At 71.1% G+C, this 22522-nt stretch carries 22 protein-coding genes and 1 tRNA gene; 14 read left to right on the top strand and 9 right to left on the bottom strand.

From position 1 onward, the window contains the following. Nucleotides 1-3 precede the first annotated feature (3 nt). On the bottom strand, nucleotides 4-1125 hold the full coding sequence (locus ACTIFU_RS05385; protein WP_439577266.1) for a polyamine ABC transporter substrate-binding protein: 1122 nt from the start codon (nucleotides 1123-1125) through the stop codon (nucleotides 4-6). A gap of 323 nt (nucleotides 1126-1448) precedes the next feature. On the opposite strand from ACTIFU_RS05385, the gene ACTIFU_RS05380 reads away from it, so the two are divergent. Continuing rightward, nucleotides 1449-1787, top strand: coding sequence for a hypothetical protein (locus ACTIFU_RS05380; protein ID WP_439577265.1), 339 nt, complete (start codon nucleotides 1449-1451; stop codon nucleotides 1785-1787). Between the two features lie 106 nt (nucleotides 1788-1893). Beyond that, complete coding sequence (locus ACTIFU_RS05375; protein ID WP_439577264.1) at nucleotides 1894-2130, top strand: hypothetical protein; 237 nt, start codon at nucleotides 1894-1896, stop codon at nucleotides 2128-2130. 34 nt (nucleotides 2131-2164) lie between these two features. Here the strand turns inward: ACTIFU_RS05375 and ACTIFU_RS05370 are convergent. Beyond that, nucleotides 2165-2239 (bottom strand) — tRNA-Thr (locus ACTIFU_RS05370). Between the two features lie 150 nt (nucleotides 2240-2389). Here ACTIFU_RS05370 and ACTIFU_RS05365 point away from each other — a divergent pair. Further along, nucleotides 2390-3793 (top strand): hypothetical protein, encoded by a 1404-nt coding sequence (locus tag ACTIFU_RS05365; RefSeq protein WP_439577263.1) that lies wholly within the window; start codon nucleotides 2390-2392, stop codon nucleotides 3791-3793. Nucleotides 3794-3805: 12 nt separating this feature from the next. Here the strand turns inward: ACTIFU_RS05365 and ACTIFU_RS05360 are convergent, their stop codons facing one another. Then, nucleotides 3806-4222 (bottom strand): rhodanese-like domain-containing protein, encoded by a 417-nt coding sequence (locus tag ACTIFU_RS05360; RefSeq protein WP_439577262.1) that lies wholly within the window; start codon nucleotides 4220-4222, stop codon nucleotides 3806-3808. A gap of 57 nt (nucleotides 4223-4279) precedes the next feature. Between ACTIFU_RS05360 and ACTIFU_RS05355 the strand changes: the two genes are divergently transcribed. Next, nucleotides 4280-5281 carry a cysteine synthase A gene (locus ACTIFU_RS05355; RefSeq protein ID WP_439577261.1) on the top strand — a complete coding sequence of 334 codons (1002 nt, stop codon included), beginning with the start codon at nucleotides 4280-4282 and terminating at the stop codon, nucleotides 5279-5281. A gap of 29 nt (nucleotides 5282-5310) precedes the next feature. Here the strand turns inward: ACTIFU_RS05355 and ACTIFU_RS05350 are convergent, their stop codons facing one another. Beyond that, complete coding sequence (locus ACTIFU_RS05350; protein WP_439577260.1) at nucleotides 5311-5715, bottom strand: OsmC family protein; 405 nt, start codon at nucleotides 5713-5715, stop codon at nucleotides 5311-5313. Nucleotides 5716-5738: 23 nt separating this feature from the next. Further along, the gene (gene hemF, locus ACTIFU_RS05345; protein WP_439577259.1) at nucleotides 5739-6605 is read right to left on the bottom strand and encodes an oxygen-dependent coproporphyrinogen oxidase; all 867 of its coding nucleotides are present in this window, start codon (nucleotides 6603-6605) and stop codon (nucleotides 5739-5741) included. A gap of 285 nt (nucleotides 6606-6890) precedes the next feature. On the opposite strand from hemF, the gene petA reads away from it, so the two are divergent. The 6 genes from petA to ACTIFU_RS05315 all read left to right on the top strand — a co-directional run bounded on the left by petA (nucleotide 6891) and on the right by ACTIFU_RS05315 (nucleotide 11682). After that, on the top strand, nucleotides 6891-7448 hold the full coding sequence (gene petA, locus ACTIFU_RS05340) for a ubiquinol-cytochrome c reductase iron-sulfur subunit (protein ID WP_439577258.1): 558 nt from the start codon (nucleotides 6891-6893) through the stop codon (nucleotides 7446-7448). Between the two features lie 10 nt (nucleotides 7449-7458). Further along, a complete protein-coding gene (locus ACTIFU_RS05335; protein WP_439577257.1) occupies nucleotides 7459-8724 on the top strand; it encodes a cytochrome b in 1266 nt (421 codons plus the stop codon). Beyond that, nucleotides 8724-9488, top strand: coding sequence for a cytochrome c1 (locus ACTIFU_RS05330; protein WP_439577256.1), 765 nt, complete (start codon nucleotides 8724-8726; stop codon nucleotides 9486-9488). Before ACTIFU_RS05335 ends, ACTIFU_RS05330 begins: the two co-directional genes overlap by 1 nt. A gap of 69 nt (nucleotides 9489-9557) precedes the next feature. Continuing rightward, entirely contained in the window at nucleotides 9558-10460 is a 903-nt protein-coding gene (locus ACTIFU_RS05325; protein ID WP_439577255.1) for an S-methyl-5'-thioadenosine phosphorylase, read from the top strand. A gap of 4 nt (nucleotides 10461-10464) precedes the next feature. Continuing rightward, nucleotides 10465-11379: a DnaJ C-terminal domain-containing protein gene (locus ACTIFU_RS05320; RefSeq protein WP_439577254.1), complete on the top strand. Its 915-nt coding sequence runs from the start codon at nucleotides 10465-10467 to the stop codon at nucleotides 11377-11379. Between the two features lie 3 nt (nucleotides 11380-11382). Continuing rightward, a complete protein-coding gene (locus ACTIFU_RS05315) occupies nucleotides 11383-11682 on the top strand; it encodes a chaperone modulator CbpM (RefSeq protein ID WP_439577253.1) in 300 nt (99 codons plus the stop codon). Nucleotides 11683-11778: 96 nt separating this feature from the next. Here ACTIFU_RS05315 and ACTIFU_RS05310 read toward each other — a convergent pair whose 3' ends face one another. The 3 genes from ACTIFU_RS05310 to ACTIFU_RS05300 form a co-directional block, all read right to left on the bottom strand. Continuing rightward, nucleotides 11779-12303: a TIGR00645 family protein gene (locus tag ACTIFU_RS05310; protein ID WP_439577252.1), complete on the bottom strand. Its 525-nt coding sequence runs from the start codon at nucleotides 12301-12303 to the stop codon at nucleotides 11779-11781. Next, nucleotides 12300-12929 carry an HAD family hydrolase gene (locus ACTIFU_RS05305; RefSeq protein WP_439577251.1) on the bottom strand — a complete coding sequence of 210 codons (630 nt, stop codon included), beginning with the start codon at nucleotides 12927-12929 and terminating at the stop codon, nucleotides 12300-12302. The genes ACTIFU_RS05310 and ACTIFU_RS05305 overlap by 4 nt, the downstream gene beginning before the upstream one ends. A 67-nt stretch (nucleotides 12930-12996) precedes the next feature. Then, nucleotides 12997-15597, bottom strand: a complete 2601-nt coding sequence (locus ACTIFU_RS05300; protein WP_439577250.1) for an AMP-binding protein — start codon at nucleotides 15595-15597, stop codon at nucleotides 12997-12999. An 81-nt stretch (nucleotides 15598-15678) separates the two neighbouring features. Between ACTIFU_RS05300 and ACTIFU_RS05295 the strand changes: the two genes are divergently transcribed. Beyond that, nucleotides 15679-17367 (top strand): cation:proton antiporter, encoded by a 1689-nt coding sequence (locus ACTIFU_RS05295; RefSeq protein ID WP_439577249.1) that lies wholly within the window; start codon nucleotides 15679-15681, stop codon nucleotides 17365-17367. Here the strand turns inward: ACTIFU_RS05295 and ACTIFU_RS05290 are convergent. Continuing rightward, nucleotides 17354-19153 carry a potassium/proton antiporter gene (locus ACTIFU_RS05290; protein ID WP_439577248.1) on the bottom strand — a complete coding sequence of 600 codons (1800 nt, stop codon included), beginning with the start codon at nucleotides 19151-19153 and terminating at the stop codon, nucleotides 17354-17356. The genes ACTIFU_RS05295 and ACTIFU_RS05290 overlap by 14 nt on opposite strands. A gap of 148 nt (nucleotides 19154-19301) precedes the next feature. Here ACTIFU_RS05290 and ACTIFU_RS05285 point away from each other — a divergent pair, with 148 nt between their 5' ends. From ACTIFU_RS05285 to ACTIFU_RS05275, 3 genes are read left to right on the top strand one after another with little or no spacing between them, the layout of a single operon-like run. Next, on the top strand, nucleotides 19302-20261 hold the full coding sequence (locus tag ACTIFU_RS05285) for an NAD-dependent epimerase/dehydratase family protein (RefSeq protein ID WP_439577247.1): 960 nt from the start codon (nucleotides 19302-19304) through the stop codon (nucleotides 20259-20261). Nucleotides 20262-20271: 10 nt separating this feature from the next. Beyond that, complete coding sequence (locus tag ACTIFU_RS05280; RefSeq protein WP_439577246.1) at nucleotides 20272-21414, top strand: DegT/DnrJ/EryC1/StrS family aminotransferase; 1143 nt, start codon at nucleotides 20272-20274, stop codon at nucleotides 21412-21414. A 57-nt stretch (nucleotides 21415-21471) separates the two neighbouring features. Continuing rightward, the gene (locus tag ACTIFU_RS05275) at nucleotides 21472-22446 is read left to right on the top strand and encodes a Bug family tripartite tricarboxylate transporter substrate binding protein (protein ID WP_439577245.1); all 975 of its coding nucleotides are present in this window, start codon (nucleotides 21472-21474) and stop codon (nucleotides 22444-22446) included. Nucleotides 22447-22522: the final 76 nt, after the last annotated feature.

Genomic DNA, 22522 nt, shown 5'->3' with positions numbered 1-22522 from the left:
GTCTCAGCGGCCGGCCTTGAACCTCGCCCACAGGCGGCTGCGCGCGCGTTCCACCGCCTGCGGCACGGCGGTGACGGTGAAGAACCGCGCGAAATCCTCCTCGGCCGGGTAGACGTTGCGGTCGGCCAGGATGTCCGGCTCGATCATCGGCTTCGAGGCGGGTACCGCGTTCGGGTAGTGCACGTGGTTGGTGATCGCGGCCATCACGTCGGGCTGGAGCAGGAAGTCGATCAGCCGGTGCGCGTTGTCGCGGTTCGGCGCGTCGCGCGGGACCGCGAGCACGTCGAACCAGAGCTGGGCACCCTCCTTCGGCGCGACATATTTCACCTCCACGCCCTGGCCTGCCTCCTGCGCGCGGTCGGCGGCCTGGATCGCATCGCCCGAATAGGCGAAGGCGAGGCAGGCCTGGCCGGTCGCGAGCAGCTCGATCGCGCCGCCGGTCGAGAAGGTGCGGATATGCGGGCGGATCGCCATCAGCGTCTGCTCGACGCGGCGGAGATCGGCCTCTGCGGTGCTGTTCGGATCGATCCCGAGGTAGCGCAGCACCGTCGGCAGCACGTCGATCTGGCTGTCCATCATGACGATGCCGCAGCGCGCGATCCGGCTCGCGTGCTCGGGCTTGAACAGCAGCTCCCAGGAGTCGAGCGGCGCGTCGGGCGCCACCTCGCGGATGCGCGCGGCATTGATGCCGAGCCCGATCGTGCCCCAGAGATAGATCGCACCGTGACGGTTGCCCTGGTCGGACGCGACCAGCCGCTGCATCAGCGTGGCGTCGAGATTTGACCAGTTCTTGATCCTCGCCCGGTCCAGCGGCTGCAACGCGCCGGCCGCGATCAGCCGCGAGAACGAGGGCTCGTTGGTGGGCACGACGATGTCGTAGCCCGACCGCCCGGCGAGCAGTTTCGCCTCGAGCGTTTCCAGGCTCTCGAACACGTCGTAGCGGACGGTGATGCCGGTCTCGCGTTGGAACCGCGCCAGCACATCGGGGTCGATGTAGTCGTTCCAGTTGTAGACATTGACGGTCTGGCTCTGGGCGCCGGACGGCGTGGCGGGCAGGGCCGCCAGGGCGCCGGCGGCGATCGCGCCGAGGATGAGGCGGCGCATCGCGGGGGCGTGCGTGGTCATCGTCCCGGTGTTCTCCCTCGTTGATGGAAGCCCGCGCGGGGCCGATCGCGCGGAGGCTCGGGTGGCACCGTATCACGCCGGGCCGTCCGGTCGACCCGTCGCGGCAGCCTGCGCGGAAGGTGCGAGACGCCGCAATGTGAATATTTTCCTTGACTGCAATCCCAATGATTGGCAGCCTGCGCGGCGTCACGGGAGTGGTGCGCCCCGGGGAATCGCTGCCCTGCGAGCTGCACCGTCCTGGCCGCCCCAACCTCACCCTTGCCGCCGTCCCGACGCCTCGCCGTGTCGGGCGCGCCGCCCTGCGCAGAGGGGTCGATCCCGCCATGGCGTTCGTGCCGAACAACCTCGCCGTGCTGTCCTACGCCGCCGGCTTCACACTCTGGACCTACGCCACCGTCGAGGATGGCGTGGCCGCGATCCTCGCGGATGGCTATTTCGATGAGGCGCGCACCTATGTGCGTCCCGACGACGTGATCCTGCTGAACGCGACGGACGGGGCCCGGGTCCTGCGCGTGAGCTCGAATGACGGGGCAACGGTCGCGGTCGCGTCGGTCGTCGGGGATGTCCCGATCGAGCCGCCCGACCTGCCGGGCGACGCGATCCTCGATGAAGCCGGCAATCCCATCCTCGACGAGGCCGGCGCACCGATCCTTCAGGGCTAGGCCTGCCTGCCGAGCCTGAAGCCGCGGCCGCGCCTCTCAGGCGCCCGCCACCCGCCGGCAGGTCCTGCCGCGCTTCTCCTCCAGCCCCGCCCCAAGGAGCGTTCCGATGCCTTTCGAGATCCAGAGCCTGTCCGTGCTCGCCTACGCCAACGGCTTCACGCTGTGGCACTACCGCACCGACAACGACACGCGGACCCAGACCCTGTCGGCCGGCTACTTCAATCCGGCGGCGCACCTGGTGCGGCGCGGCGACATGGTGCTCTCGCGCTCGAGCGACACGTTCTCGATCCTGCACGTGACCGCGCATGCCGGAACCTCGGTGAACGTCGCCGCGCTGGTCTGAGTGCCGCCCGGGCCGACGCCTCGGGCAGGGCGGATGGTGCTGCCGGTGAGGATTGAACTCACGACCTCTCCCTTACCAAGGGAGTGCTCTACCACTGAGCTACGGCAGCGCCGAGGACCGACAGGCCCGCCCGCGTTCGTCCACTACCGCAAAGCCCCGCCCCCCGTCGAGATGCCTCGTGCCGTGGGGGAGGCGTGACCGCCACCCCGTCCATGCCGCCGTCGTGCCGGCGGCGCCCCGACCGTCCAAGGAGCAGCCGATGTCCGGTCCTCTCAGAATCTCGCAGTACCCCTCGACGTCCTCCGCCAACAACGCCGACGAGCTGGTCGCCAACCAGAACGGCACGACCGTCAAGCTCACCGTGGGTCAGGTGCGCGCCACCCTCGCTTCGGCCGTGCACACCCATGCCGAGGCCGACATCATCGGCACGATCGCGCCGGGCAAGCTCGCCCAGGCCGGCGCCAGCTCCGGCCAGGTGCTGAAGTGGAACGGCTCGGCCTGGGCGCCGGCGGCGGACAGCGTCGGCACGGGCGGAGGCTCGGCCGACTGGTCGGCCCTGACCGGCATTCCGGCGGCGATCGACGCGATCGACGGGCTCTCCCCGGCGGCCGACCAGTTCGCCTACTACACCGGCGCGGCGGCTTCGGCCCTGACCCCCGTCACGCCCTTCGCGCGCAGCCTGCTGGACGATGTCGACTCCGCCACCGCGCGCTCGACCATCGGGGCGGCCGCCACGGTGCACAACCACACCATCAACGGCGTCAATGGCCTCCAGGCCGCGCTCGACGCCAAGGCCAATCTCGCGCACACCCACACCGAGGCGGACATCAGCGGCACGATCGCCCCCGGCAAGCTCGCCCAGGCGGGCGCCGCGTCGGGTCAGGTGCTGAAGTGGAACGGCTCGGCCTGGGCGCCCGGCACCGATGATGTCGGCACGGGCGGCGGCTCGACCGACTGGTCGGCCCTGACTGGCATGCCCGCGGCGATCGACGCGATCGACAACCTCACGCCGGCGGCCGACCGGGTCGCCTACTACACCGGGGCGAATGCCGCAGCGCTGATGGCCGTGACGGGCTTCGCGCGGACGCTGCTCGACGACGCCGATGCCGCCACGGCGCGCGGCACGCTGGGCGCGGCGGCCGCCGCGCACGGCCACGCCATCGCCGACGTCACCAACCTCCAGGCCACGCTCGACGGCAAGGCCGGTACCAGCCACACCCACACCGCGGCGCACGTTACCGACTTCAACGCAAGCGCACGGGGCCAGACCGAGGCGATGGTGCTGGCCGGGGCGAACCTCGCGATCAGCTTCGCCGGCACCGGGGCGAGCCGTACCGCGACCATCGCCGCGATCGGCGGCGCAGGCTCCTATGCTGCGCTCACCGGCAATCGCGCCGCGACCGCGGCGGACAACGGGCGGGTGGTGGAGTGCGACGGTACGAACCGGACCCTGACCCTGCCTGCGGGGCTGGGGAAGGGCTTCGCCTGCGTCGTGCGCCGCGCCGCCGCCGGCAACGCGAGCGTGGCGAAGGGCGCGAACGTCACCTTCGCGCCGGCCGACGCCACCGTCGCCACCGCCGCGCTCTGGGACGAGATCGCGGTGGAGTGCATCGCCGACACCGGCTCGGCCGCCACCTACCTGGTCCGGCTGATCGCAGCCTGACCGGATGCGGCGTTACCGCTGCCGCCAGGGCAGTCCCGAGGCGATCCAGCCCGAGACCGTCCGGCGGTGGCTCAGCCCGTCCACTGGCCCTTCGAACCCGTCGCGGATGTTGAAGACCTGGGGGAATCCTGCCGCGCGCGCCGCCCGCGCCGAGGCGAGGCTGCGCGCGCCGGAGCGGCAGAGGAAATAGAGCCGGTGGTCGGGCGTCAGCCCGGCCGCGCGCAGCGCCTCGACGAAGCCGGGGTTCACGGCCATCGAGGGGAACAGCTGCCAGGCGATCGGCACGACGGGCTTGCCGGTCGCCGAGAGGTCGGGCATGCCGACATAGGTCCATTCGGCATCCGTCCGGACATCGATCAGCATCGCGCGCGGATCCTCGTTCAGGGCCTGCCAGGTATCGGCGGGCGAGACCTCGGGCACGTCGCTCATGCGGTCGGTTCCTCTACGGATGTCGAACCCGGACAGGGTAGCGGCAGGAGCGACCTCATGGCGATGGTGGACGGGCTCGTCGGCGCGATCGGCAACACGCCGCTGATCCGGCTGAGGCGCGCCTCCGCGGCCACGGGCTGCGAGATCCTCGGCAAGGCCGAGTTCATGAACCCCGGCGGGTCGGTGAAGGACCGCGCCGCGCTCGCGATCATCGCGGATGCCGAGGCGCAGCGGCGCCTGCGACCCGGCGGCACGATCGTCGAGGGCACCGCCGGCAACACCGGCATCGGGCTGACGCTGGTCGGCAATGCGCGCGGGTATCGTTCCGTTATCGTGATGCCCGAGACGCAGAGCCGCGAGAAGATCGAGTTCCTGCGCATGATCGGCGCCGAGCTCCGCCTCGTTCCCGCCGCCCCCTACAAGGACCCCGGCAACTACGTGCATGTCTCGCGCCGGCTCGCCGAGGAGCTGGCCGCAAGCGAGCCGAACGGCGCGATCTGGGCGAACCAGTTCGACAATCCCGCCAACCGCGAGGGCCATCGCCGCACCACCGGCGAGGAGATCTGGCGCGAGACCGAGGGCCGCGTGGATGCGTTCACCTGCGCCTGCGGCACCGGCGGCACGCTCGCCGGCGTCGCGTTCGCGCTGAAGGCGAGGAAGCCGTCCGTCCGGATCGTGCTCGCCGATCCGCCCGGCAGTGCGCTCTACGCCTGGAAGGCCCGCGGCGTGCTGGAGCTCGAGGGAACCTCGATCACCGAGGGGATCGGCCAGAGCCGCGTGCCCGGCAATCTCGAAGGCGCGCCGATCGATGACGCGGTGCGGATTCCCGACGAGGAGATGCTGGAACAGGTGTTCGATCTCACCATCCACGAGGGGCTGAGCGTCGGCGGTTCGGCCGGGCTGAACGTCGCCGCCGCGATCCGGGTCGCGCGCGACCTCGGCCCGGGCCACACAGTGGTGACGATCCTCTGCGACGGCGGCGCGCGCTACCAGTCGAAGCTGTTCAATCCCGAGTTCCTGCGCGGCAAGGGCCTGCCCGTGCCGCCGTGGATGAGGTGAGGCGGGCGACCCGACCGCCCGCACCCCCCTCACGCCGCCGGCGCCGTCACGATCTCCGCCCCCTTCGCCAGCGTCTGGTGCACCGGGCACTTCCCGGCGATCGCCAGCAGCCGCTCGCGCTGCGCCTGATCGAGCGGCCCTTCCAGCGTGATCGAGATCGAGAACCGTGCGGTGTCGGCGGGTTTCTCGTAGGTCACGGTCACGGCGATCCGTTCGAGCGGCCAAGCCTTCCGCCCCGCGTACATCCGCACCGTGATCGCCGTGCAGGCGCCGAGCGCGCCGCAGAGCAACTCGAACGGCTCCGGCCCGGAATCCTTCCCCCCGGTCTCCCCCGGCTCGTCCACCGCCCAGGAATGCCCGCGCGCGACGGCCGTCATCCCATACGGCGCGATACCCGAGTCGCTCACCGTTGCCGTGCGCGTCTTCGCCGCCATCCCCGTTCCCCTCCGATCCCCGCCTACGGCCACTTCACCTCGGGCGGCAGGCTCATCAGGATCGCCTCGACATTGCCCCCGGTCTTCAGCCCGAACAGCGTGCCGCGGTCGTAGAGCAGGTTGAACTCGACATAGCGGCCGCGCCGGACGAGCTGGCGCTCGCGCTCCTCCTCGGTCCAGGGCTCGTGCATCCGCCGCCGCACGATCGCCGGATAGGCATCGAGGAAGGCAAGGCCCACGTCGCGCGTGAAGGCGAAATCCGTCGCCCAGTCGCCCGTGTCGAGCGTGTCGTAGAAGATCCCGCCCACGCCGCGCGGCTCGTTGCGGTGCGGCAGGAAGAAGTAGCGGTCGCACCAGGCCTTGAAGCGCGGGTAGTAGTCCGGATGGTGGCGGTCGCAGGCTGCCTTGAAGGCGGCATGGAAGGTCTCGCGGTCCTCCGCCGTCTCGGGCGCCTCCAGCAGCATCGGCGTCAGGTCGCCGCCGCCGCCGAACCAGGTCTTGGTCGTGGCGATCATCCGGGTATTCATGTGCGCGGCCGGCACGCGCGGGCTCCGCAGGTGCGCGACCAGCGAGATGCCCGAGGCCCAGAACCGCGGATCCTCGGCCGCGCCGGGGATCTGGCCGCGGAACTCGGGGCTGAACGCGCCGAACACGGTCGAGACGTTCACGCCGACCTTCTCGAATACCCTCCCCTTCATCACGCTCATCTCCCCGCCGCCGCCGCCCGGGCGGTCCCAGGCGGAGCGCACGAACCGGCCCGGCGGCAGGGCGGCAAGCGGGCCTTCGGCGAGCGCGTCCTCGATCGCCTCGAACGCGGCGCAGAGCCGGTCGCGCAGGTCTTCGAACCAGGTTCGGGCGGCCTCTTGCCGCGCTTCCGCGATCGGGGTCATGGGGCGACGATCACGGCCCGGCCGCGCGGCGTCAACAGCGCCCTGTCGGGGGGTTGCGCAACGGCGGAGCGCCCATACGTCCGTCTCAGCCGCGGGGACGTTGCCGCGCCGCCACCCCCTGCCTATAAGGGCGCCCGATGCCTTGGTGTGGTGCGGCGCGGAAACGCGCGCCTCGAGGGATGCGCAGTCCAGAGGCGAGGCGCGCGCCCTCGTCAGACCCCTGGCGTCGCGGACAGGCGGGCCGGCCCCTTCCCCGGGGCGGGCCGGATGCGGAGAGGAACGGGGATGGCCGAGACTTCGACGGCTCAGGCACAGGGCGGACATGACGCCGGCGGCACGCGGCGCGACTTCCTGTCGCTGACCACCACCGCGGTCGCGGGCGTGGGCGTGCTCGCCTTTGCCTGGCCCTTCATCCACAGCATGAACCCATCGGCCTCGGTTCTCGCGCTCGCCTCGACCGAGGTGGATCTCGCGCCGATTGCCGAGGGCCAGGCGATCACCGTGGTCTGGCGCGGCAAGCCCGTGTTCATCCGCCACCGCACCGCGGACGACATCCGCGCGGCACGCGAGACGCCGCTGAGCGCCCTGCCCGATCCGCAGCCGGACGAGCGGCGGGTGCAGAAGCCCGAGTGGCTGGTGATGGTGGGCGTGTGCACGCATCTCGGCTGCGTGCCGCTCGGCCAGCGCCCGACCGACGCGAAGGGCGACTACAACGGCTGGTTCTGCCCCTGCCACGGCAGTCACTACGACACCTCGGGACGGATCCGCCGCGGCCCTGCGCCGGCGAATCTTGAGGTGCCCCCGTATACCTTCACTTCCGACACCGCGATCCGGATCGGCTGAGGCACGCACCATGGTCGGCCTGCACAAGAGTGACTTCAAGAACCCGGTGGTGCGCTGGATCGACCAGCGCCTGCCAATCCCGAGCATGCTCACCAAGGAGTATGCCGAGTTCCCGACGCCGAAGAACTTCAACTACTTCTGGAACTTCGGCGCGCTGGCGATGGTCTGCCTGGTGGTGATGATCGTCACCGGCATCTTCCTTGCGATGCACTACACGCCGCATGTCGACCACGCCTTCGACAGCGTCGAGCGCATCATGCGCGACGTGAACTACGGCTGGCTGCTCCGCTACATCCACATGAACGGCGCCAGCATGTTCTTCATCGTCGTCTACATCCACATCTTCCGCGGGTTGTACTACGGATCATACAAGGCGCCGCGCGAACTGCTGTGGATGCTCGGCGTCGTCATCCTGCTGCTGATGATGGCGACCGCCTTCATGGGCTACGTGCTGCCCTGGGGCCAGATGAGCTTCTGGGGCGCGACCGTCATCACCAACCTGTTCAGCGCCATTCCGGTGTTCGGCGACAGCATCGTCGCCTGGCTCTGGGGCGGGTTCGCGATCGACAACCCGACGCTGAACCGGTTCTACAGCCTGCACTACCTGCTGCCGTTCCTGATCGTCGGCGTGGTGTTCCTGCACGTGGTCGCGCTGCACATCACAGGCTCGAACAACCCGCTCGGGATCGAGCCGAAGGGGCCGCAGGACACGATCCCGTTCCACCCCTACTACACGATCAAGGACAGCTTCGGGCTGGTCATCTTCCTGATCGTGTTCGCCTTCTTCGTCTTCTTCGCGCCCAACTACATGGGCCACCCGGACAACTACATCCCGGCGAACCCGCTGGTCACGCCGGCGCACATCGTGCCGGAATGGTACTTCCTGCCGTTCTACGCGATCCTGCGCGCGGTGCCGGACAAGCTTGGCGGCGTCGTGCTGATGTTCGCCTCGATCTTCGTGCTGTTCGTGCTGCCCTGGCTCGACACCAGCCCGGTGCGGTCGATGAAGTTCCGACCGCTCGCGCGCCCGTTCTTCTGGGTGTTCGTGGTCGCGTGCCTGGTGCTGGGCTATTGCGGTGCGATGCCGGCCGAGGGCATCTGGGTGACCATCAGCCGCGTCGGCACAGCCTACTATTTCCTCTACTTCCTCGTGATCCTGCCGGTGCTCGGCAAGCTCGAACGGCCGCTGCCGCTGCCGGCGAGCATCAGTCAGCGCGTGCTGGGCGGCGGGCCGGTGCCCGCGGGGGCGGCGAGCAAGCCGATGGAGAAGGCGTGATGCGCATCGTTCGTCTGGCGGCCGCGGCGGCGGCGCTCGCCCTCGCCTCCCCCGCGCAGGCGGCCGGTCCTGCGGTTCCGCTGCCGCAGCAGGAGTGGTCGTTCGGCGGGCTGTTCGGCACCTTCGACCGCGCCTCCGCCCAGCGCGGCTTCCTGGTCTACAAGCAGGTCTGCGCTGCCTGCCACGCCATGAAGCAGCTCGCGTACCGCAACCTTGCGGACATCGGGCTGTCCGAGGACGAGATCCGCGCCATCGCGGCCGAGTCCATGATCATGGACGGGCCGAACGACGACGGCGAGATGTTTGAGCGTCCCGGCCGCCCGTCTGACCGCTTCCGCAGCCCGTTCCCGAACGAGCGCGCGGCGCGGGCGGCGAACCAGGGCGCCTACCCGGTGGATCTCTCGCTGATCGTGAAGGCCCGGCCGGACGGCGCGAACTACCTCTACGCGCTGCTCACCGGCTATCGCGAGACCCCGCCCGACGGCGTCGAGCCGATGGAGGGCATGCACTACAACGAGTACTTCCCCGGGCACTGGATCGCCATGGCGCAGCCGCTCTGGCCCGACATGGTCGACTACGCCGACGGCACGCCAGCGACGATCGAGCAGATGGCGCGCGACGTCACGACCTTCATGGCCTGGGCGGCCGAGCCCGAGCTCGAGCAGCGCCGCGCGATGGGCGTGCGGGTGATCCTGTTCCTGATCGTGCTTGGTGGCCTGACCTATGGCGTGAAGCGCAAGATCTGGGCTGACCTCAAGCATTGAGGGGCGGAACCGGATAGGCTTGCCGGGCCGCTCCGTCCGGGGCGGCCCGTCCTGTTGGGGAACGACGTCATGGCGGAGCAGGACGCCCCGGCCCCGGTGATCGGCATCATCGGCGGGTCGGGCATCTACGACATCGAGGGGCTGGAGGACACCGAGTGGCGCGAGGTGCGCACGCCGTGGGGCCTGCCCTCGGGGCAGCTGCTGTTCGGCCGGCTCTCGGGCATCCCCTGCGTGTTCCTGCCGCGCCACGATCGCGGCCATCGCCTCAGCCCGACCGATCTGCCGTATCGCGCCAACATCGACGCGCTGAAGCGGGCGGGCTGCACCGAGATCCTCTCGCTCTCCGCGGTCGGTTCGCTCCGCGCCGAGATGCCGCCCGGCACCTTCGTGATCGTCGACCAGTTCATCGACCGCACGTTTGCGCGCCAGAAGTCGTTCTTCGGCGCCGGCTGTGTGGCGCATGTCTCGATGGCCAATCCCGTCTGCCGGCGCCTGGGCGACGTGCTGGAGGAGGGCTGCCGGGCGCTCTCCTTGCCGCACAAGCGGGGCGGCACCTATCTGGTGATCGAGGGGCCGCAGTTCTCGACCCGCGCCGAGAGCGAGCTCTACCGCGCCTGGGGCTGCGACGTGATCGGCATGACCAACATGCCGGAGGCGAAGCTCGCCCGCGAGGCGGAGCTCTGCTACGCCACCGTGGCGATGGTGACGGACTACGACTGCTGGCACCCCGAGCATGACCACGTGACGGTGGAGCTGGTGGTGAAGGTGCTGTTCGAGAACGCCGCCAAGGCGCGCGGCCTGCTCAAGCAGGTCGTTCCGGTGCTGGGGCAGCGGCGCGGCTTCTGCCCCGAGGGCTGCCACACCGCGCTCGAGAACGCGATCGTCACGGCGCCGGCGAAGCGCGACCCGTCGCTGCTGTCGCGGCTCGACGTGGTGGCCGGGCGCGTGCTGAAGGCCGAAGCGGCGGGGTGAGCCGGTGGCCACGGACCCGTATGAAATCCTTGGCGTGGCCCGAACCGCCAAGCCCGAGGAGATCCGCAAGGCGTACCGCAAGCTCGCCAAGCGGCTGCACCCGGACCTGAACCCGGGCGACCGCAGCGCCGAGGCGCGCTTCAAGGACGTCTCGGCCGCATACGAGCTGCTGTCGGACGCCGAGAAGCGGCGCCGCTTCGATGCCGGCGAGATCGACGCCGAGGGCCAGGAGCGCCCGCGCGGGCCGTTCTTCCGCGACCACGCGACGGCCGATGCCGGACCGTTCCGCACACGGCGCGGCCCGCGCGCGGCGCGCTCGGGGCTCGAGGACCTGTTCGACGATCTGTTCGGCGAACGCCAGGCCGGCGGCGAGCGCATGGCGTTCCCGGGCGGCGATCTCTCGCTGCGGCTCACCGTGCCGTTCCTCGACGCGGTGAATGGCGCGACCGCCCGCGTCTCGCTGCCCGGCGGCGACGTGATCGAGCTCAAGATCCCGCCCGGCGCGACCGACGGCCAGGTGCTCAGGCTGCGCGGCAAGGGCCTGCCGGGCATCAACGGGGGCCCGCCGGGCGATGCGCTGGTGGAGCTCGCGGTGACGCCGCATCCGCTGTACCGGCGCGAGGGCGACACGATCCGCTACGAGCTTCCGGTGTCGCTCACCGAGGCCGCGCTGGGCGCCAAGGTCGAGGCCCCCACGCCGGCGGGCAAGGTGATGCTGACGATCCCGCCGGGCTCCAACACCGGCTCGGTGCTGCGCCTGCGCGGCCGCGGCGTCGCGCGCGCGAACGGCACCCGCGGCGACTGCATCGTCACGTTGAAGATCGTGCTGCCGGCCAAGCCCGACGCCACGCTCGAGCAGTTCCTGCGCGGCTGGGAGGCCGGGCGCGGCCACGACCCGCGCGCCGGGCTGGAGGGCTGAGCGATGGACCGCACGACCTTCTGCATCCGCGCCCGGCTCGATGCGGCCACGCTGGAGGCGTGGATCGAGGCCGGCTATGTCCGGCGCGAGCTCTCCGAGGCCGATCTCGCCCGCGCGCTGCTGGTGCGCGACCTCGTGCAGGACATCGGCGTGAACGAGGACGGCGTGGACGTGGTGCTTGACCTGCTCGACCAGTTGCACGAGGCCCGCGGGGCACTGCGCCGGGCGCTGCGGGTGCTGGCTGAGGAGGACCGGCGGCTGCTGGAGCGCGTCCGTGCGGCGATCGCACACGGCGAGGGCTGACGCGGCGTCATACCCGCCTGGTTTCGCGCGCGTCCAGCCCACCAGCCCCGCGCGCCATACCCCCCGCACAAAGGTGAAGGCTTTGTGCGGGGGGGATCACTCGGCCTGTGCGGGCTGGCGTGCGGCCTTGTCGGTGATCCGGTCGAGCACGCCGAGCGAGAGTGCCGAGCCGATGAAGACGACGTGGATCACGACCTTCCAGAGGATGTCGCTGGAGGTGTAGCTGCCCGTGTTCATGAAGACCTGGAGCAGGTGGATCGAGCTGATCGCGACGATCGCCGAGGCGAGCTTGATCTTCAGGTTGCCGGGATCGAGCTTGGACAGCCAGCCGATCTGGTGGCGGCTCTCCTGGTCCTCCAGCCGCGCGACGAAGTTGTCGTAGGAGGACAGCATCACCATCACGACCAGGCCCGCGACCAGCGCCTTGTCGATCAGTTGCAGCAGGCCGATCAGGAAGGTGTTGTCGTCGGCGGCCGGGAACGAGGCGGCGAGCCCGCCGAGCTTCACCAGGAACTGCCCCGCATAGACCAGCAGCGCCGCCGCGAGCCCGACATAGAAGACCACCAGGATGTAGCGGCTGGCGAGGATGATCTGCGCGATCACCTTCTGCAGCATGGTCATGGCGTGTCAGCCCCGACCGGCAGGCCGCGTGCGGCCAGCTCGCGCCGCAGCGTGTCGGGCCCGGTGAAGTGGATCGCGCGCAGGCCGACGGCTTCGGCGCCCGCGACATTCCTCTCGCTGTCGTCGATGAACAGCGTGCGGTCCGGCTCCACGCCGAACCGGCCGATTGCGTGGCGGTAGATCGCGGCGTCGGGCTTGATGAGGCCGATGCGTCCCGACACCACGACGGCGCGGAACCGGCCGAGGAACGGGTAGAGCTGCTCGGCATGGGGGTAGGTCTCGGCCGACCAGTTGGTGAGCGCGAACAGCGTGACGCCGGCGCTGTCGAGCTCCTCCAGGATCGTGACCGTGCCCGCGATCGGCCCGTTCAGCATCTCGTGCCAGCGGCCGCGATAGGCGGCGATCAGTTCGGCCTTGTCGGGGTGCTGCGCCGAGAGCTCGGCGATCGCCTGCGCCCAGGGCCGCCCGCGGTCCTGTTCGAGGTTCCAGGAAGGCGCGCAGACCTCGCTGAGGAACGCCTCCATCGCGGCTTCGTCGTCGAACAGCCTGCGGTAGAGATGGCGCGGGTTCCAGTCGATCAGCACGCCGCCGAGGTCGAAGATCACGGCGTCGATCTGGCGTGGCATCGGTTTGGTCCGTTCGGGCGGGGATGGACGTGAAGGGCCATGCCGTTCCGGATGTGTCAAGACGCGGTCAGTCGGGCAGCGCGGCGACGGCCTCGCGGATCCGCCCGGCGATCTCCTGGGCGTTCGCGGCCCCGTCCGTCAACGTGGCAGCCGGGATCGGCGGGCCGAAGGTGACGCGCACGGGATGGGGCTTCGGGACTCGCGCCGTGCGCGGCATCGCCTCGAAGGTGCCGACGATCCGTGCCGGCACGACCGGCGCACCGGTGGCGCGCACGAGCTCGCCGACCCCGGGCAGGAAGCGCTGGATCGCGCCGTCCGGGCTGCGCCAGCTTTCCGGGAACCAAACGAGGCAGTCGCCGCGACCGAGCGCCTCCCTGGCATAGGCGAGCGTGGTCGCCGGCTGGCGCTCATCGACCGGGAAGATGCGCGCCGCGCGCGCGAGGAACCGGCCGATCCGCGAGACGAACAGCCGCGATCGCTCGCCCGACCAGCGGATGCGCGCGAGCGCCGGCTTCGGCAGGGCAGCCGCCATGATTGCCGGATCGATGTCGGAGAGATGGTTGACCGCGACGATCACAGCGCCGTCGGGGAGGTGCTCGCGCCCCGTCACGCGCAGCCGGAACAGCGCCGCGCAGAGCAGGCGGTTCGCCGCGGCGAGCACCCAGGCCGCCACCGCGTGCGCGCCCGAGGGCGGCTCCAGCCACGACAGGTCCGGTGGCTCGGGCGGCCGCGCCGGCGCGCCCTCCGCGGCGCGCTTCACTGCGAGATCCAGGATGTCGCGCACCGTGCCGATCTCGCCCCAGTCGTCCTCGCTGAACCCGAGGCCGAGCCGGCTCTCGGCCTCCAGCGTGATCTCGACCCAGCCCAGACTGTCCACGCCGAGATCGAGCTGCGGCGACTGCGATGGCGCCACCAGCTTGCCCGGGAAGCGCGCGGTGAGCAGCTCCCACATCGCCCGCGCGGTCGGCTCGGCGAGCAGCGCGCGCTCCTCGTCGGTCATCGTCGCGGCGGACGCGGTCCGGCCCGCCTTCGCCGCGTCGTAGAGCGCGGACAGGCGGAAGCGCTGGATCTTGCCGAGCCGCGTGCGTGGCAGCGGCTCGCGCGTGATCGCATAGCCCGCGAGCCGCTGATGCGACGGCACGCGCTGCGCCGCCGTGCCCAGCGCGACGCGCACCGCATCGTCGATCCGCGGCGAGCCCGAGGCCGCGATCGCTGGCTCGTCCGGCACCACCAGCGCCACCAGCGCACCCTGCCGGTCCAGCACCGCGATTTCCTTGATCGCCGGATCAGCGCCGTAGTGCTTCTCCAGCTCCTCGGGGAAGACGTTCTTGCCGCCCCCGAGCACGATCATCTCCTTCACCCGGCCGACGATGTGCACGTAGCGGTCGGCGTCGATGAAGCCGAGATCGCCGGTGCGGAACCAGCCGTCGGGCGTGAAGGCGATCTCATTCGCCTCCGGATTGTTACGGTAACCTACGAACACCGACGGCCCGCGGCACTGCAATTCGCCGGCGCCCCTCTCGTCCGGCTCGGCGACGCGCAGCTCCACGCCGGGCAGCGGCCAGCCCTCGGTGCCGATGCGTGCCTTGTCCTTGTGGTTGTTGGTCAGGATCGAGGCCGTCTCGGCGAGCCCCCAGCCCGACAGCACCTGCCAGCCCAGCGCCTCCAGCGGCCAGATCAGCTCGGCCTCGAACGCCGCACCGCCCGAGGCCATCAGCCACAGGTCGGGTGCGAGGCTGCGGTGGATCGAGCCGAACAGCCGCCGCCCGACGCGCACGCCGAAGCGCCGGCGCAGGACCAGCGAGAGGCCGAACAGCGCCCTGAAGATCCGCCGCTTGAGCCAGGGCTGCTGCGCGACGCGCCCCATCAGCCCGTTCAGCAGCGCCGCGTAGAGCCGCGGCACCGCGATCATCACGGTGCAGCGCGCCTCCTTCAGGGCCGCAACGAGGTGCGGGCCGGTCACGCTCTCGGGCAGCACCACCGGGGTGCCGAGCGTGAACGGCGCGAGGATGCCGACGGTCAGCGGATAGACGTGGTGCAGCGGCAGCGGCAGCAGCGCGCGGTCCTCGCGCGTCACGATCCCCTGGGACGCCAGCGCGCGCACGTTGTGCAGCACGTTCGCGTGCGTCAGCAGGAAGGATTTCGGCCGGCCCGTGGTGCCGCTGGTGGTGACCAGCATCATCGCGTCCTCGGGCCGGATCGGCGGCAGCTCGGCCTTGGCGCCGGCTTCCCAGTCGGTCCAGCGCGGCAGCCCCTCGGCCGGATCGAGCGTCACCAGCGTCAGCCCGGCATCGACCGCGGCCAGACGCGGCGCGTGCGCGGCGGCGCAGAACGCAAGCCGGGCGCCGCTGTCCGGCACCAGCACCTTCAGCTCCTCGTCGGTGGTGAGGTCGTCGAGCGCGGCCGCGATCGCGCCGAGCGCGCCGAGCGCCAGCCGCACCACCACCCAGTCGTGCCCGTTCGGCCCGAACAGCAGCACCGTATCGCCGGGCGTTACCCCGCGCGCGGCCAGCGCGCCGGCGAGTGCCAGGGCCCGCGCGCCGATCTCGGCGTAGCTCAGCGCCTCGCCCGTGCCGTCGCGCACATGCACCAGCGCCGGCCGCTCGCCGTGCCGTGCCAGCCCTTCCACCAGGTCCCGCAGGGTCGAGGGTCCGTCCGGTGCGCGCATGGGTCGGAGCTTACGGTTTCCCGACGCGGCGCCCAACCGCTAGCCTGTCGCGGGTCCGTGAGCGGAGGAGGATGACCGGCCGTGTCGGTGTTCGAGGAGGTGGCGGCGCTGCTGGCGATCGCCTCGGTGGTGGGGCTGCTCGGGGTTGCCGCGCGCCAGCCGCTGATCGTCTCGTTCATCGCCGTCGGCATCCTGGTCGGCCCCTCGGGCTTCGGCATCGTCACGGGCGGGATCGTGATCGAGACGCTGGCCCGGCTCGGCATCGCGCTCCTGCTGTTCCTCGTCGGGCTCAAGCTCGATATCGGCCTGATCCGGAGCTTCGGCCGGGTCGCGGTCGCCACCGGCCTCGGCCAGGTGGCGTTCACCTCGGTCGGCGGATTCCTGATCTGCCTCGCCCTTGGGATGGGCGCGGTGGAGAGCCTCTATGTCGCGGTGGCGCTGACGTTCTCCTCCACCATCATCATCGTGAAGCTGCTGTCCGACAAACGCGAGATCGATGCGCTGCACGGGCGGATCGCGCTGGGCTTCCTGATCGTGCAGGACATCTGCGTCGTGGTGGCGATGATCGTGCTGTCGGCCTTCGACGCCGCCGCCGGCGAGGGTGGGGCGACCGCGTTGGCCTGGGCCCTCGGCGGTGGAATCGCGCTGATCCTCGTCGCGGCCCTGTTCATGCAGTACCTGGCCGAGCCGCTGCTCGTCCGCATGGCGCGCGAGCCGGAGCTTCTCGTCGTGTTCGCGATCGGCTGGGCCGCCGTCGGCGCGGCGGCGGCGGACGCGGTCGGGCTGTCGAAGGAGCTCGGCGGGCTGCTCGCCGGGGTGAGCCTCGGCTCGACCAGCGTGCGCGAGTCGATCGCCGCGCGCCTCGCGCCGCTGCGCGACTTCCTGCTGCTGTTCTTCTTCCTCCAGCTCGGTGGCCTGTTCGACTTCTCGGCGATCGCCGACCGGCTGGGCGAGGCGGCGATCCTTTCCGTGTTCGTGCTGGTCGGCAACCCGCTGATCGTGATGGTGATCATGGGGGTGATGGGCTACCGCAAGCGCACGAGCTTCCTCGCCGGGCTGACGGTCGCGCAGATCAGCGAGTTCAGCCTGGTGTTCATCGCGCTCGGCCACGCGCTCGGCCATGTCGGGCTGGAGGCGGTGGGGCTGACCACGCTGGTCGGCATCGTCACGATCGGCCTCTCGACCTACATGATCGTCTATTCGGCCACGCTGTATCGCTGGTGCGAGCGCTCTCTCGGCGTGTTCGAGCGCCGCCGGGCGCTGCGCGAGGACCATCTGGCCGAGGCGGGCGAGACGCCGCAGCGGCCGGTCATCCTGTGCGGGCTCGGCCGCTACGGCACGGCGATCGCCGAGCGGCTCGCCGCGCGGGGCGTGGGCTTCCTCGGCGTCGATTTCGACCCCGAGGCGGTGCGCGCCTTCCAGCGCCGCGGCTGGCCGGCGATCTACGGCGACGTCAGCGATCCGATCTTCGTCGCGCACCTGCCGCTGACCTCTGCCGAGTGGGTGGTCGTGGCGGTGCCGCATGCGGTCGGCGTGCTCGGCTACGCCGACACCAACGACGCCCTGGTCGGGGGGCTGCGCCAGGCCGGGTTCCGCGGCCGCATCGCGCTCACGGCGAACTTCCCGGTCGAGGAGGCGCGGCTGCGCGGCCTCGGCGCGGACACCGTGCTCTCGCCCTTCGCCGATGCGGCCGAGGAGGCGGTCGATCGCATCCTCGGGTTGGGAGTGGCCGAGAAGGAGAAGGCGGCGGTCTCCGTCAGCGACGGGTAAGGCGGCGGATGCTCCGCCGCGCAAGGTCGATCATCTCGCGCCCGCTCAGGAACAGCGGCAGCTGCCATTTCTGCGCATCCTCGCCGAGCGCGAGCCCGGCCTCGGTCACGTTGCCCTGGGCATCCACCTCGCGCACGATCAGCTCGGCGTCGCCGCACGGCACGCGATCGCCGATCTCGGCCGAACCGCCGAGCCGGCTCAGCATGAAGGTGTTGACCTCGCGGTCGAGGGAGCGCGCGGGGACCGCGACGCCATGCGCCTCGCGCAGCGCGGCGAGGGTCTGCTTCGGATCAACGACGTGACGGCCGTAGAAGTCCGAATCGTCCTCCTCGACCGTCGCCGGGCTGGCGAACAGCCGGTCCAGCAACCGTGTGAAACGCGGCGGGATGAACATGTAGACGTAGTCGCCCGCCTGCAGCCGGCCGGCATACTGGAAGCGCATCGACTGCCCGTCGCGCACCACCAGCGATGGCCGGGCCCAGCGTGGCAGCCGTTCGCCGCGCACCACGGGACTGTGCTCGACGACGCGGTAGACGATCAGCTCGTGGCTCGCGGTGCCCGGCAGGTCGAGATCGACGCGCTGCACCGGCCCCATCCGCGGTGGCACCATCACCCCGAGCCGCCGCGCCATCGACTTGATCGTCCATCCCTGGATCAGCAGCGAGCTCAGCACGATGATGAAGGCGGTGTTGAAGTAGAGCTGGCCGTTCGGCAGGTTGCCGATCAGCGGCAGGATCGCGAGCAGGATCGACACCGCACCGCGCAGGCCCACCCAGGAGATGAACGCGTTCTCGTTGCGGCTGAACCCGAACGGCAGCAGGCAGAGCCAGACCGCAACGGGCCGCACGACGAAGCTCAGCAGCAGTGCAATCGCGATCGCCGGCGGCGCGGCCGCGGGAAACTCGGACGGCGTCGCGAGCAGGCCGAGGATGAGGAACATCGAGATCTGCGCGAGCCAGGTCATGCCCTCCTGGAACCGCCGCAGGCTCTGTATCGCGCGCATGCGGCGGTTGCCGGACACGAGCCCGGAGACATAGGCCGCGAGGAACCCGCTGCCGCCCAGCGCGCCGGTCAGCGAGAACAGCACGAGCGCGGCGGCGAGCACGATGATGGGGTAGAGCGCGCTTTCCAGCTCGACGCGGTTGACAAGCTGGACGATCAGCAGCCCGCCCGCGATGCCGAACACCAGACCCAGCCCCATCTGGGTCATGAAGCCGATCAGCAGATCGGTGGTCAGCCCGTCCAGCCCGCCGCCCGAGGCGACCAGCTCCACCAGCAGAACCGTCAGGAACACCGCCATCGGGTCGTTCGAGCCGGACTCGACCTCGAGCGTGGCGCGCACGGTCTCCTTGATCGTGATGCCGCCGGTGCGCAGCAGGAAGAACACCGCCGCCGCGTCGGTCGAGCTGACGATCGCGCTGATCAGCAGGGATTCCGGCCAGGGGGCATCGAAGATGTAATGAATGCAGGCGCCGAGGAAGGCGGTCGTCAGCAGCACGCCGAGTGTCGCCAGCACGACCGCCGGGCCGGCCGCCTGGCGGAAGGTGCGCCAGCGCGTGCTGAAGCCGGAATCGAACAGGATCACCGCCAGCGCGAGGCTGCCGACGAAATAGGCGCTGGCGGCGTCGTCGAACTGCAGCCCCAGCCCGTCCTCGCCGGCCAGCAGCCCGATGCCGAGGAAGAACAGCAGCAGCGGGGTGCCGAACCGGAACGCGATCAGGCTGGTCAGGACGGACAGGACGATCAGCGCCGCGCCGATGAAGATGGTCGTGAAGATCCAGTCCATCAGGCTCCCCTCGACACGCTGGCCACGTCCTCCCTCGTGCCCTCCGCGGGGCCGATGGTCGGGATGTGCGGGTCTCGGCGGGCCGTTGCAAGTGCCGCCATCAATCGGCCATGCCGTCGTGGTGAGAGGCGCGCGAGGGGATCGGGGCATGGACTGGCACGGTGCGGTGGTCGTCATCACCGGCGGCGCGGGGTTTCTCGGCTCGGCCCTGGCGCGTGCGCTTGTCGGGCAGGGCGCGCGTGTGACCGTGATCGACGCGTTCCTGCCCGAGACCGGGGCGAACGCGGCCAATCTCGAAGGTCTGGACGTCCGCGTGGTGCGCGCCGATCTGCGCCATGATCCACTCGAGGACGCACTCGCCGGGGCGGACGCGATCGTCCACCTCGCCGCGCAGACCAGCCACATGGGCAGCCAGGCCGATCCGCGCGGCGACCTCGCGCAGAACGCTGACGCAACGCTGCGCCTGATCCTCGCCGCGCGCGCGTCCGCGCCGGATGCGCGCGTGATCCATGCCTCGACGCGCCAGCTCTACGGCCGCCCGCGCGCGCTGCCGGTCGCCGAGGACCACCCGGTCGATCCGCCCGACGCGAACGCCGTGAGCAAATGGGCCGCCGAGCAGTACTGGCTGCTGGAGCACAAGGTGCACGGCCGGCCTGTGGTCTCGCTCCGGCTCACCAACTGCTACGGGCCGGGGCTGCGCGTGAAGGACCACCGCCAGACCTTCCTCGGCCTCTGGGTTCGGCGCGTGCTGGAGGGCGAGCCATTCGAGGTCTGGGGCGGGGATCAGACGCGCGACCTCGCCTACGCCGATGACGTGGCCGAGGCGTTCCTGGCCGCCGCCGGCGCGCCGCCCGGCGTGTACAATCTCGGTGGCTCGCCCCCCGTCTCGCTGCGTGACCTCGCCGAGGCCCTGGTCGCGGCGAACGGGGGTGGACGCTACGTCGTCAAGGAATTCCCGCCCGAGCGTGCCAGGATCGACATCGGCAGCTACGTCGCCGACGATTCGCGTTTCCGCGCCGCCACCGGCTGGGCGCCGAAGATCCCACTCGACGAGGGGCTGCACCGCACGCTCGACTGGTTCCGCCCACGTCTCGACCGCTATCTCTGAAAGACCCGCGATGAACGTTCCGACCCCGCCCGTCACCGTGCCGCAGGCCGACCCAGGCGCCGCCTACCGCGCGCTGAAGGGACCGATCGACACGGCGGTCGCGCGCGTGCTGGAGAGCGGCTGGTACATCCTTGGCCGCGAGTGCGCCGCCTTCGAGGAGGCGTTCGCGCGCTGGCAGGGGGCCGCGCGCGCGATCGGCGTCGCCAACGGCACGGATGCGCTGGCGCTGATCCTGCGCGGCCTGGGGATCGGTCCGGGCGCGGCGGTCGCCACCGTGTCGCACACCGCGGTCGCAACGGTCGCCGCGGTCGAGATGGTCGGCGCCACGCCGATCCTGCTCGACATCGATCCGGCGACGTACACGATGGACCCGGCCGAGCTCGATGCCGTGCTGCGCGACCCGCCCGGCGGCCTGCCGCCGATCCGGGCGGTGATCCCGGTGCACCTCTACGGGCAGCCGGCGGCGATCGAGGCGATCCTGGCGACAGCCGCGCGCCACGGCGCGGCCGTGATCGAGGACTGCGCGCAGTGCCACGGCGCGATGGTGGCCAACCGCAAGGCCGGCACGCTCGGCATCGCCGCCGCGTTCAGCCTCTACCCGACCAAGAACCTCGGCGCGCTTGGCGACGGCGGCGTGATCGCGACCGACGACGCCGCACTCGCCGATGGCATCGCGGCCTTGCGCCAGTACGGCTGGCGCGAGCGCTACGTGAGCGACCTCGCCGGGGTGAACTCCCGGCTCGACGAGGTGCAGGCGGCGATCCTCGCGGTGAAGCTCGCGCATCTCGACGCGGCGAACGCGCGGCGGGCCGTGATCGCCGACCGTTACGACGCGGCGCTTGCCGGCACGGGCATCGCGCCGCCCGCGCGCCGGCCCGGCGCGACGCACGTGTTCCACCAGTACGTCCTGCGCTGCCCCGACCGCGCGTCCGTGCAGGCGCAGTTCCGCGCCCGCGGCATCGGCACCAACGTGCACTACCCGATGCCGGTGCACGCCCAGCCCGCCTATCGCGGCCGGATCACCCTCGGCCCCGCCGCCTGCCGCGCGACCGAGCGCGCCGCCGCCGAGGTGCTCTCCCTGCCGATGTACCCGGAACTGACGGACGCGCAGGTGGAGGCGGTCTGCACCGCGATCCGCGCCCTTGCAGGGTAGTGGCGGCAGGCGCACCCTGACAGGGCGGGAACGACCCGCCACGCTGGAGGAAGTGCCATGATCCGCCGTCGTACCGTCCTCGCTGCCGCGCCGGCGCTGCTCGCCGCGCCCGCGCTCGCCCAGCCCGCCTTCACCCGCGCGCTCCGCATCGTCGTGCCGTTCGCGCCGGGCGGCAGTTCCGACATCCTCGCCCGGCTGATGGCGCCGAAGCTGACCGAGGCGCTGGGCCAGACCGTCGTGGTGGAGAACCGCGCCGGCGCGAACGGCCATATCGGCGCCGAGGCGGTCGCGCGGGCGCAGAAGGACGGGCACACGCTGCTGATCACGGATGTCAGCAGCCTCGCGATCGCGCCGAGCCTGCTGAAGACGATGTCCTACGATCCGCTGAAGGATCTCGCGCCGGTCACGATGGTCGCCTTCGCGCCCTACATCTTCGGCGCGCACCCCTCCGTGGCGGCGACCGACGTGCCGTCCTTCGTCGCCCATGCGAAGGCGAATCCCGGCAAGCTCAATCTCGCGCATAGCGGCATCGGCGCCGCGAACCACCTGACCGGCATCGTGCTGGCGAAGCATTTCGGCTTCGTCTGGGAATACGTGCCCTATCGCGGCGGCGCGGCCGCCATCCAGGCCGTGGTGCAGAACGACTGCCAGGCGCTCCTGAACGGCGCGACCGCGACCCAGCCCTTCGTGGTCTCGGGCCAGCTGCGCGGGATCGCCGTGTCGGGTGAGGAACGGCTGGCGGCGCTGCCGGAGACGAGAAGCTTCGGCGAGCTCGGCCTGCCCAAGCTGCTGGTCGAGAGCGGCACCTGGCAGGGGATTCTCGCCACCGGCGGCACGCCCGCCCCCGTCGTGGCTGCGCTGCACCGTGCGATCACCGGCGTGCTGGCGGATCCGGCGATCGCCGAGCGCATCATCCAGATCGGCGGCGCGGTGCGCACCATGGAACCCCCGGCATTCGGCACGTGGCTCGCGGCCAGCACGCGCGACTGGGGTGCTGTGGTGCGCGAGAACAACGTCACGATCGAGAGCTGATACCAACTCCCACTGATCAGAACCGATGCGCCCAGTCGCGGAGGCCGATGGACGTGATGCGCCAGGGCTGGTCGAT

The sequence above is a fragment of the Elioraea sp. genome, from assembly GCF_051860475.1.
GTDB lineage: Bacteria > Pseudomonadota > Alphaproteobacteria > Acetobacterales > Acetobacteraceae > Elioraea.
Note: the sequence above shows the minus strand (reverse complement) of the source record. Positions and strands in the feature narration are given on the sequence as shown.

Excerpts from the sequence above, each read along its gene's own strand:
- ACTIFU_RS05385 (WP_439577266.1), bottom strand. The coding sequence starts at position 1,125 with ATGACCACGCACGCCCCCGCGATGCGCCGCCTCATCCTCGGCGCGATC.
- ACTIFU_RS05380 (WP_439577265.1), top strand. The coding sequence starts at position 1,449 with ATGGCGTTCGTGCCGAACAACCTCGCCGTGCTGTCCTACGCCGCCGGC.
- ACTIFU_RS05375 (WP_439577264.1), top strand. The coding sequence starts at position 1,894 with ATGCCTTTCGAGATCCAGAGCCTGTCCGTGCTCGCCTACGCCAACGGC.
- ACTIFU_RS05365 (WP_439577263.1), top strand. The coding sequence starts at position 2,390 with ATGTCCGGTCCTCTCAGAATCTCGCAGTACCCCTCGACGTCCTCCGCC.
- ACTIFU_RS05360 (WP_439577262.1), bottom strand. The coding sequence starts at position 4,222 with ATGAGCGACGTGCCCGAGGTCTCGCCCGCCGATACCTGGCAGGCCCTG.
- ACTIFU_RS05355 (WP_439577261.1), top strand. The coding sequence starts at position 4,280 with ATGGCGATGGTGGACGGGCTCGTCGGCGCGATCGGCAACACGCCGCTG.
- ACTIFU_RS05350 (WP_439577260.1), bottom strand. The coding sequence starts at position 5,715 with ATGGCGGCGAAGACGCGCACGGCAACGGTGAGCGACTCGGGTATCGCG.
- hemF (WP_439577259.1), bottom strand. The coding sequence starts at position 6,605 with ATGACCCCGATCGCGGAAGCGCGGCAAGAGGCCGCCCGAACCTGGTTC.
- petA (WP_439577258.1), top strand. The coding sequence starts at position 6,891 with ATGGCCGAGACTTCGACGGCTCAGGCACAGGGCGGACATGACGCCGGC.
- ACTIFU_RS05335 (WP_439577257.1), top strand. The coding sequence starts at position 7,459 with ATGGTCGGCCTGCACAAGAGTGACTTCAAGAACCCGGTGGTGCGCTGG.
- ACTIFU_RS05330 (WP_439577256.1), top strand. The coding sequence starts at position 8,724 with ATGCGCATCGTTCGTCTGGCGGCCGCGGCGGCGGCGCTCGCCCTCGCC.
- ACTIFU_RS05325 (WP_439577255.1), top strand. The coding sequence starts at position 9,558 with ATGGCGGAGCAGGACGCCCCGGCCCCGGTGATCGGCATCATCGGCGGG.
- ACTIFU_RS05315 (WP_439577253.1), top strand. The coding sequence starts at position 11,383 with ATGGACCGCACGACCTTCTGCATCCGCGCCCGGCTCGATGCGGCCACG.
- ACTIFU_RS05310 (WP_439577252.1), bottom strand. The coding sequence starts at position 12,303 with ATGACCATGCTGCAGAAGGTGATCGCGCAGATCATCCTCGCCAGCCGC.
- ACTIFU_RS05305 (WP_439577251.1), bottom strand. The coding sequence starts at position 12,929 with ATGCCACGCCAGATCGACGCCGTGATCTTCGACCTCGGCGGCGTGCTG.
- ACTIFU_RS05300 (WP_439577250.1), bottom strand. The coding sequence starts at position 15,597 with ATGCGCGCACCGGACGGACCCTCGACCCTGCGGGACCTGGTGGAAGGG.
- ACTIFU_RS05290 (WP_439577248.1), bottom strand. The coding sequence starts at position 19,153 with ATGGACTGGATCTTCACGACCATCTTCATCGGCGCGGCGCTGATCGTC.
- ACTIFU_RS05285 (WP_439577247.1), top strand. The coding sequence starts at position 19,302 with ATGGACTGGCACGGTGCGGTGGTCGTCATCACCGGCGGCGCGGGGTTT.
- ACTIFU_RS05280 (WP_439577246.1), top strand. The coding sequence starts at position 20,272 with ATGAACGTTCCGACCCCGCCCGTCACCGTGCCGCAGGCCGACCCAGGC.
- ACTIFU_RS05275 (WP_439577245.1), top strand. The coding sequence starts at position 21,472 with ATGATCCGCCGTCGTACCGTCCTCGCTGCCGCGCCGGCGCTGCTCGCC.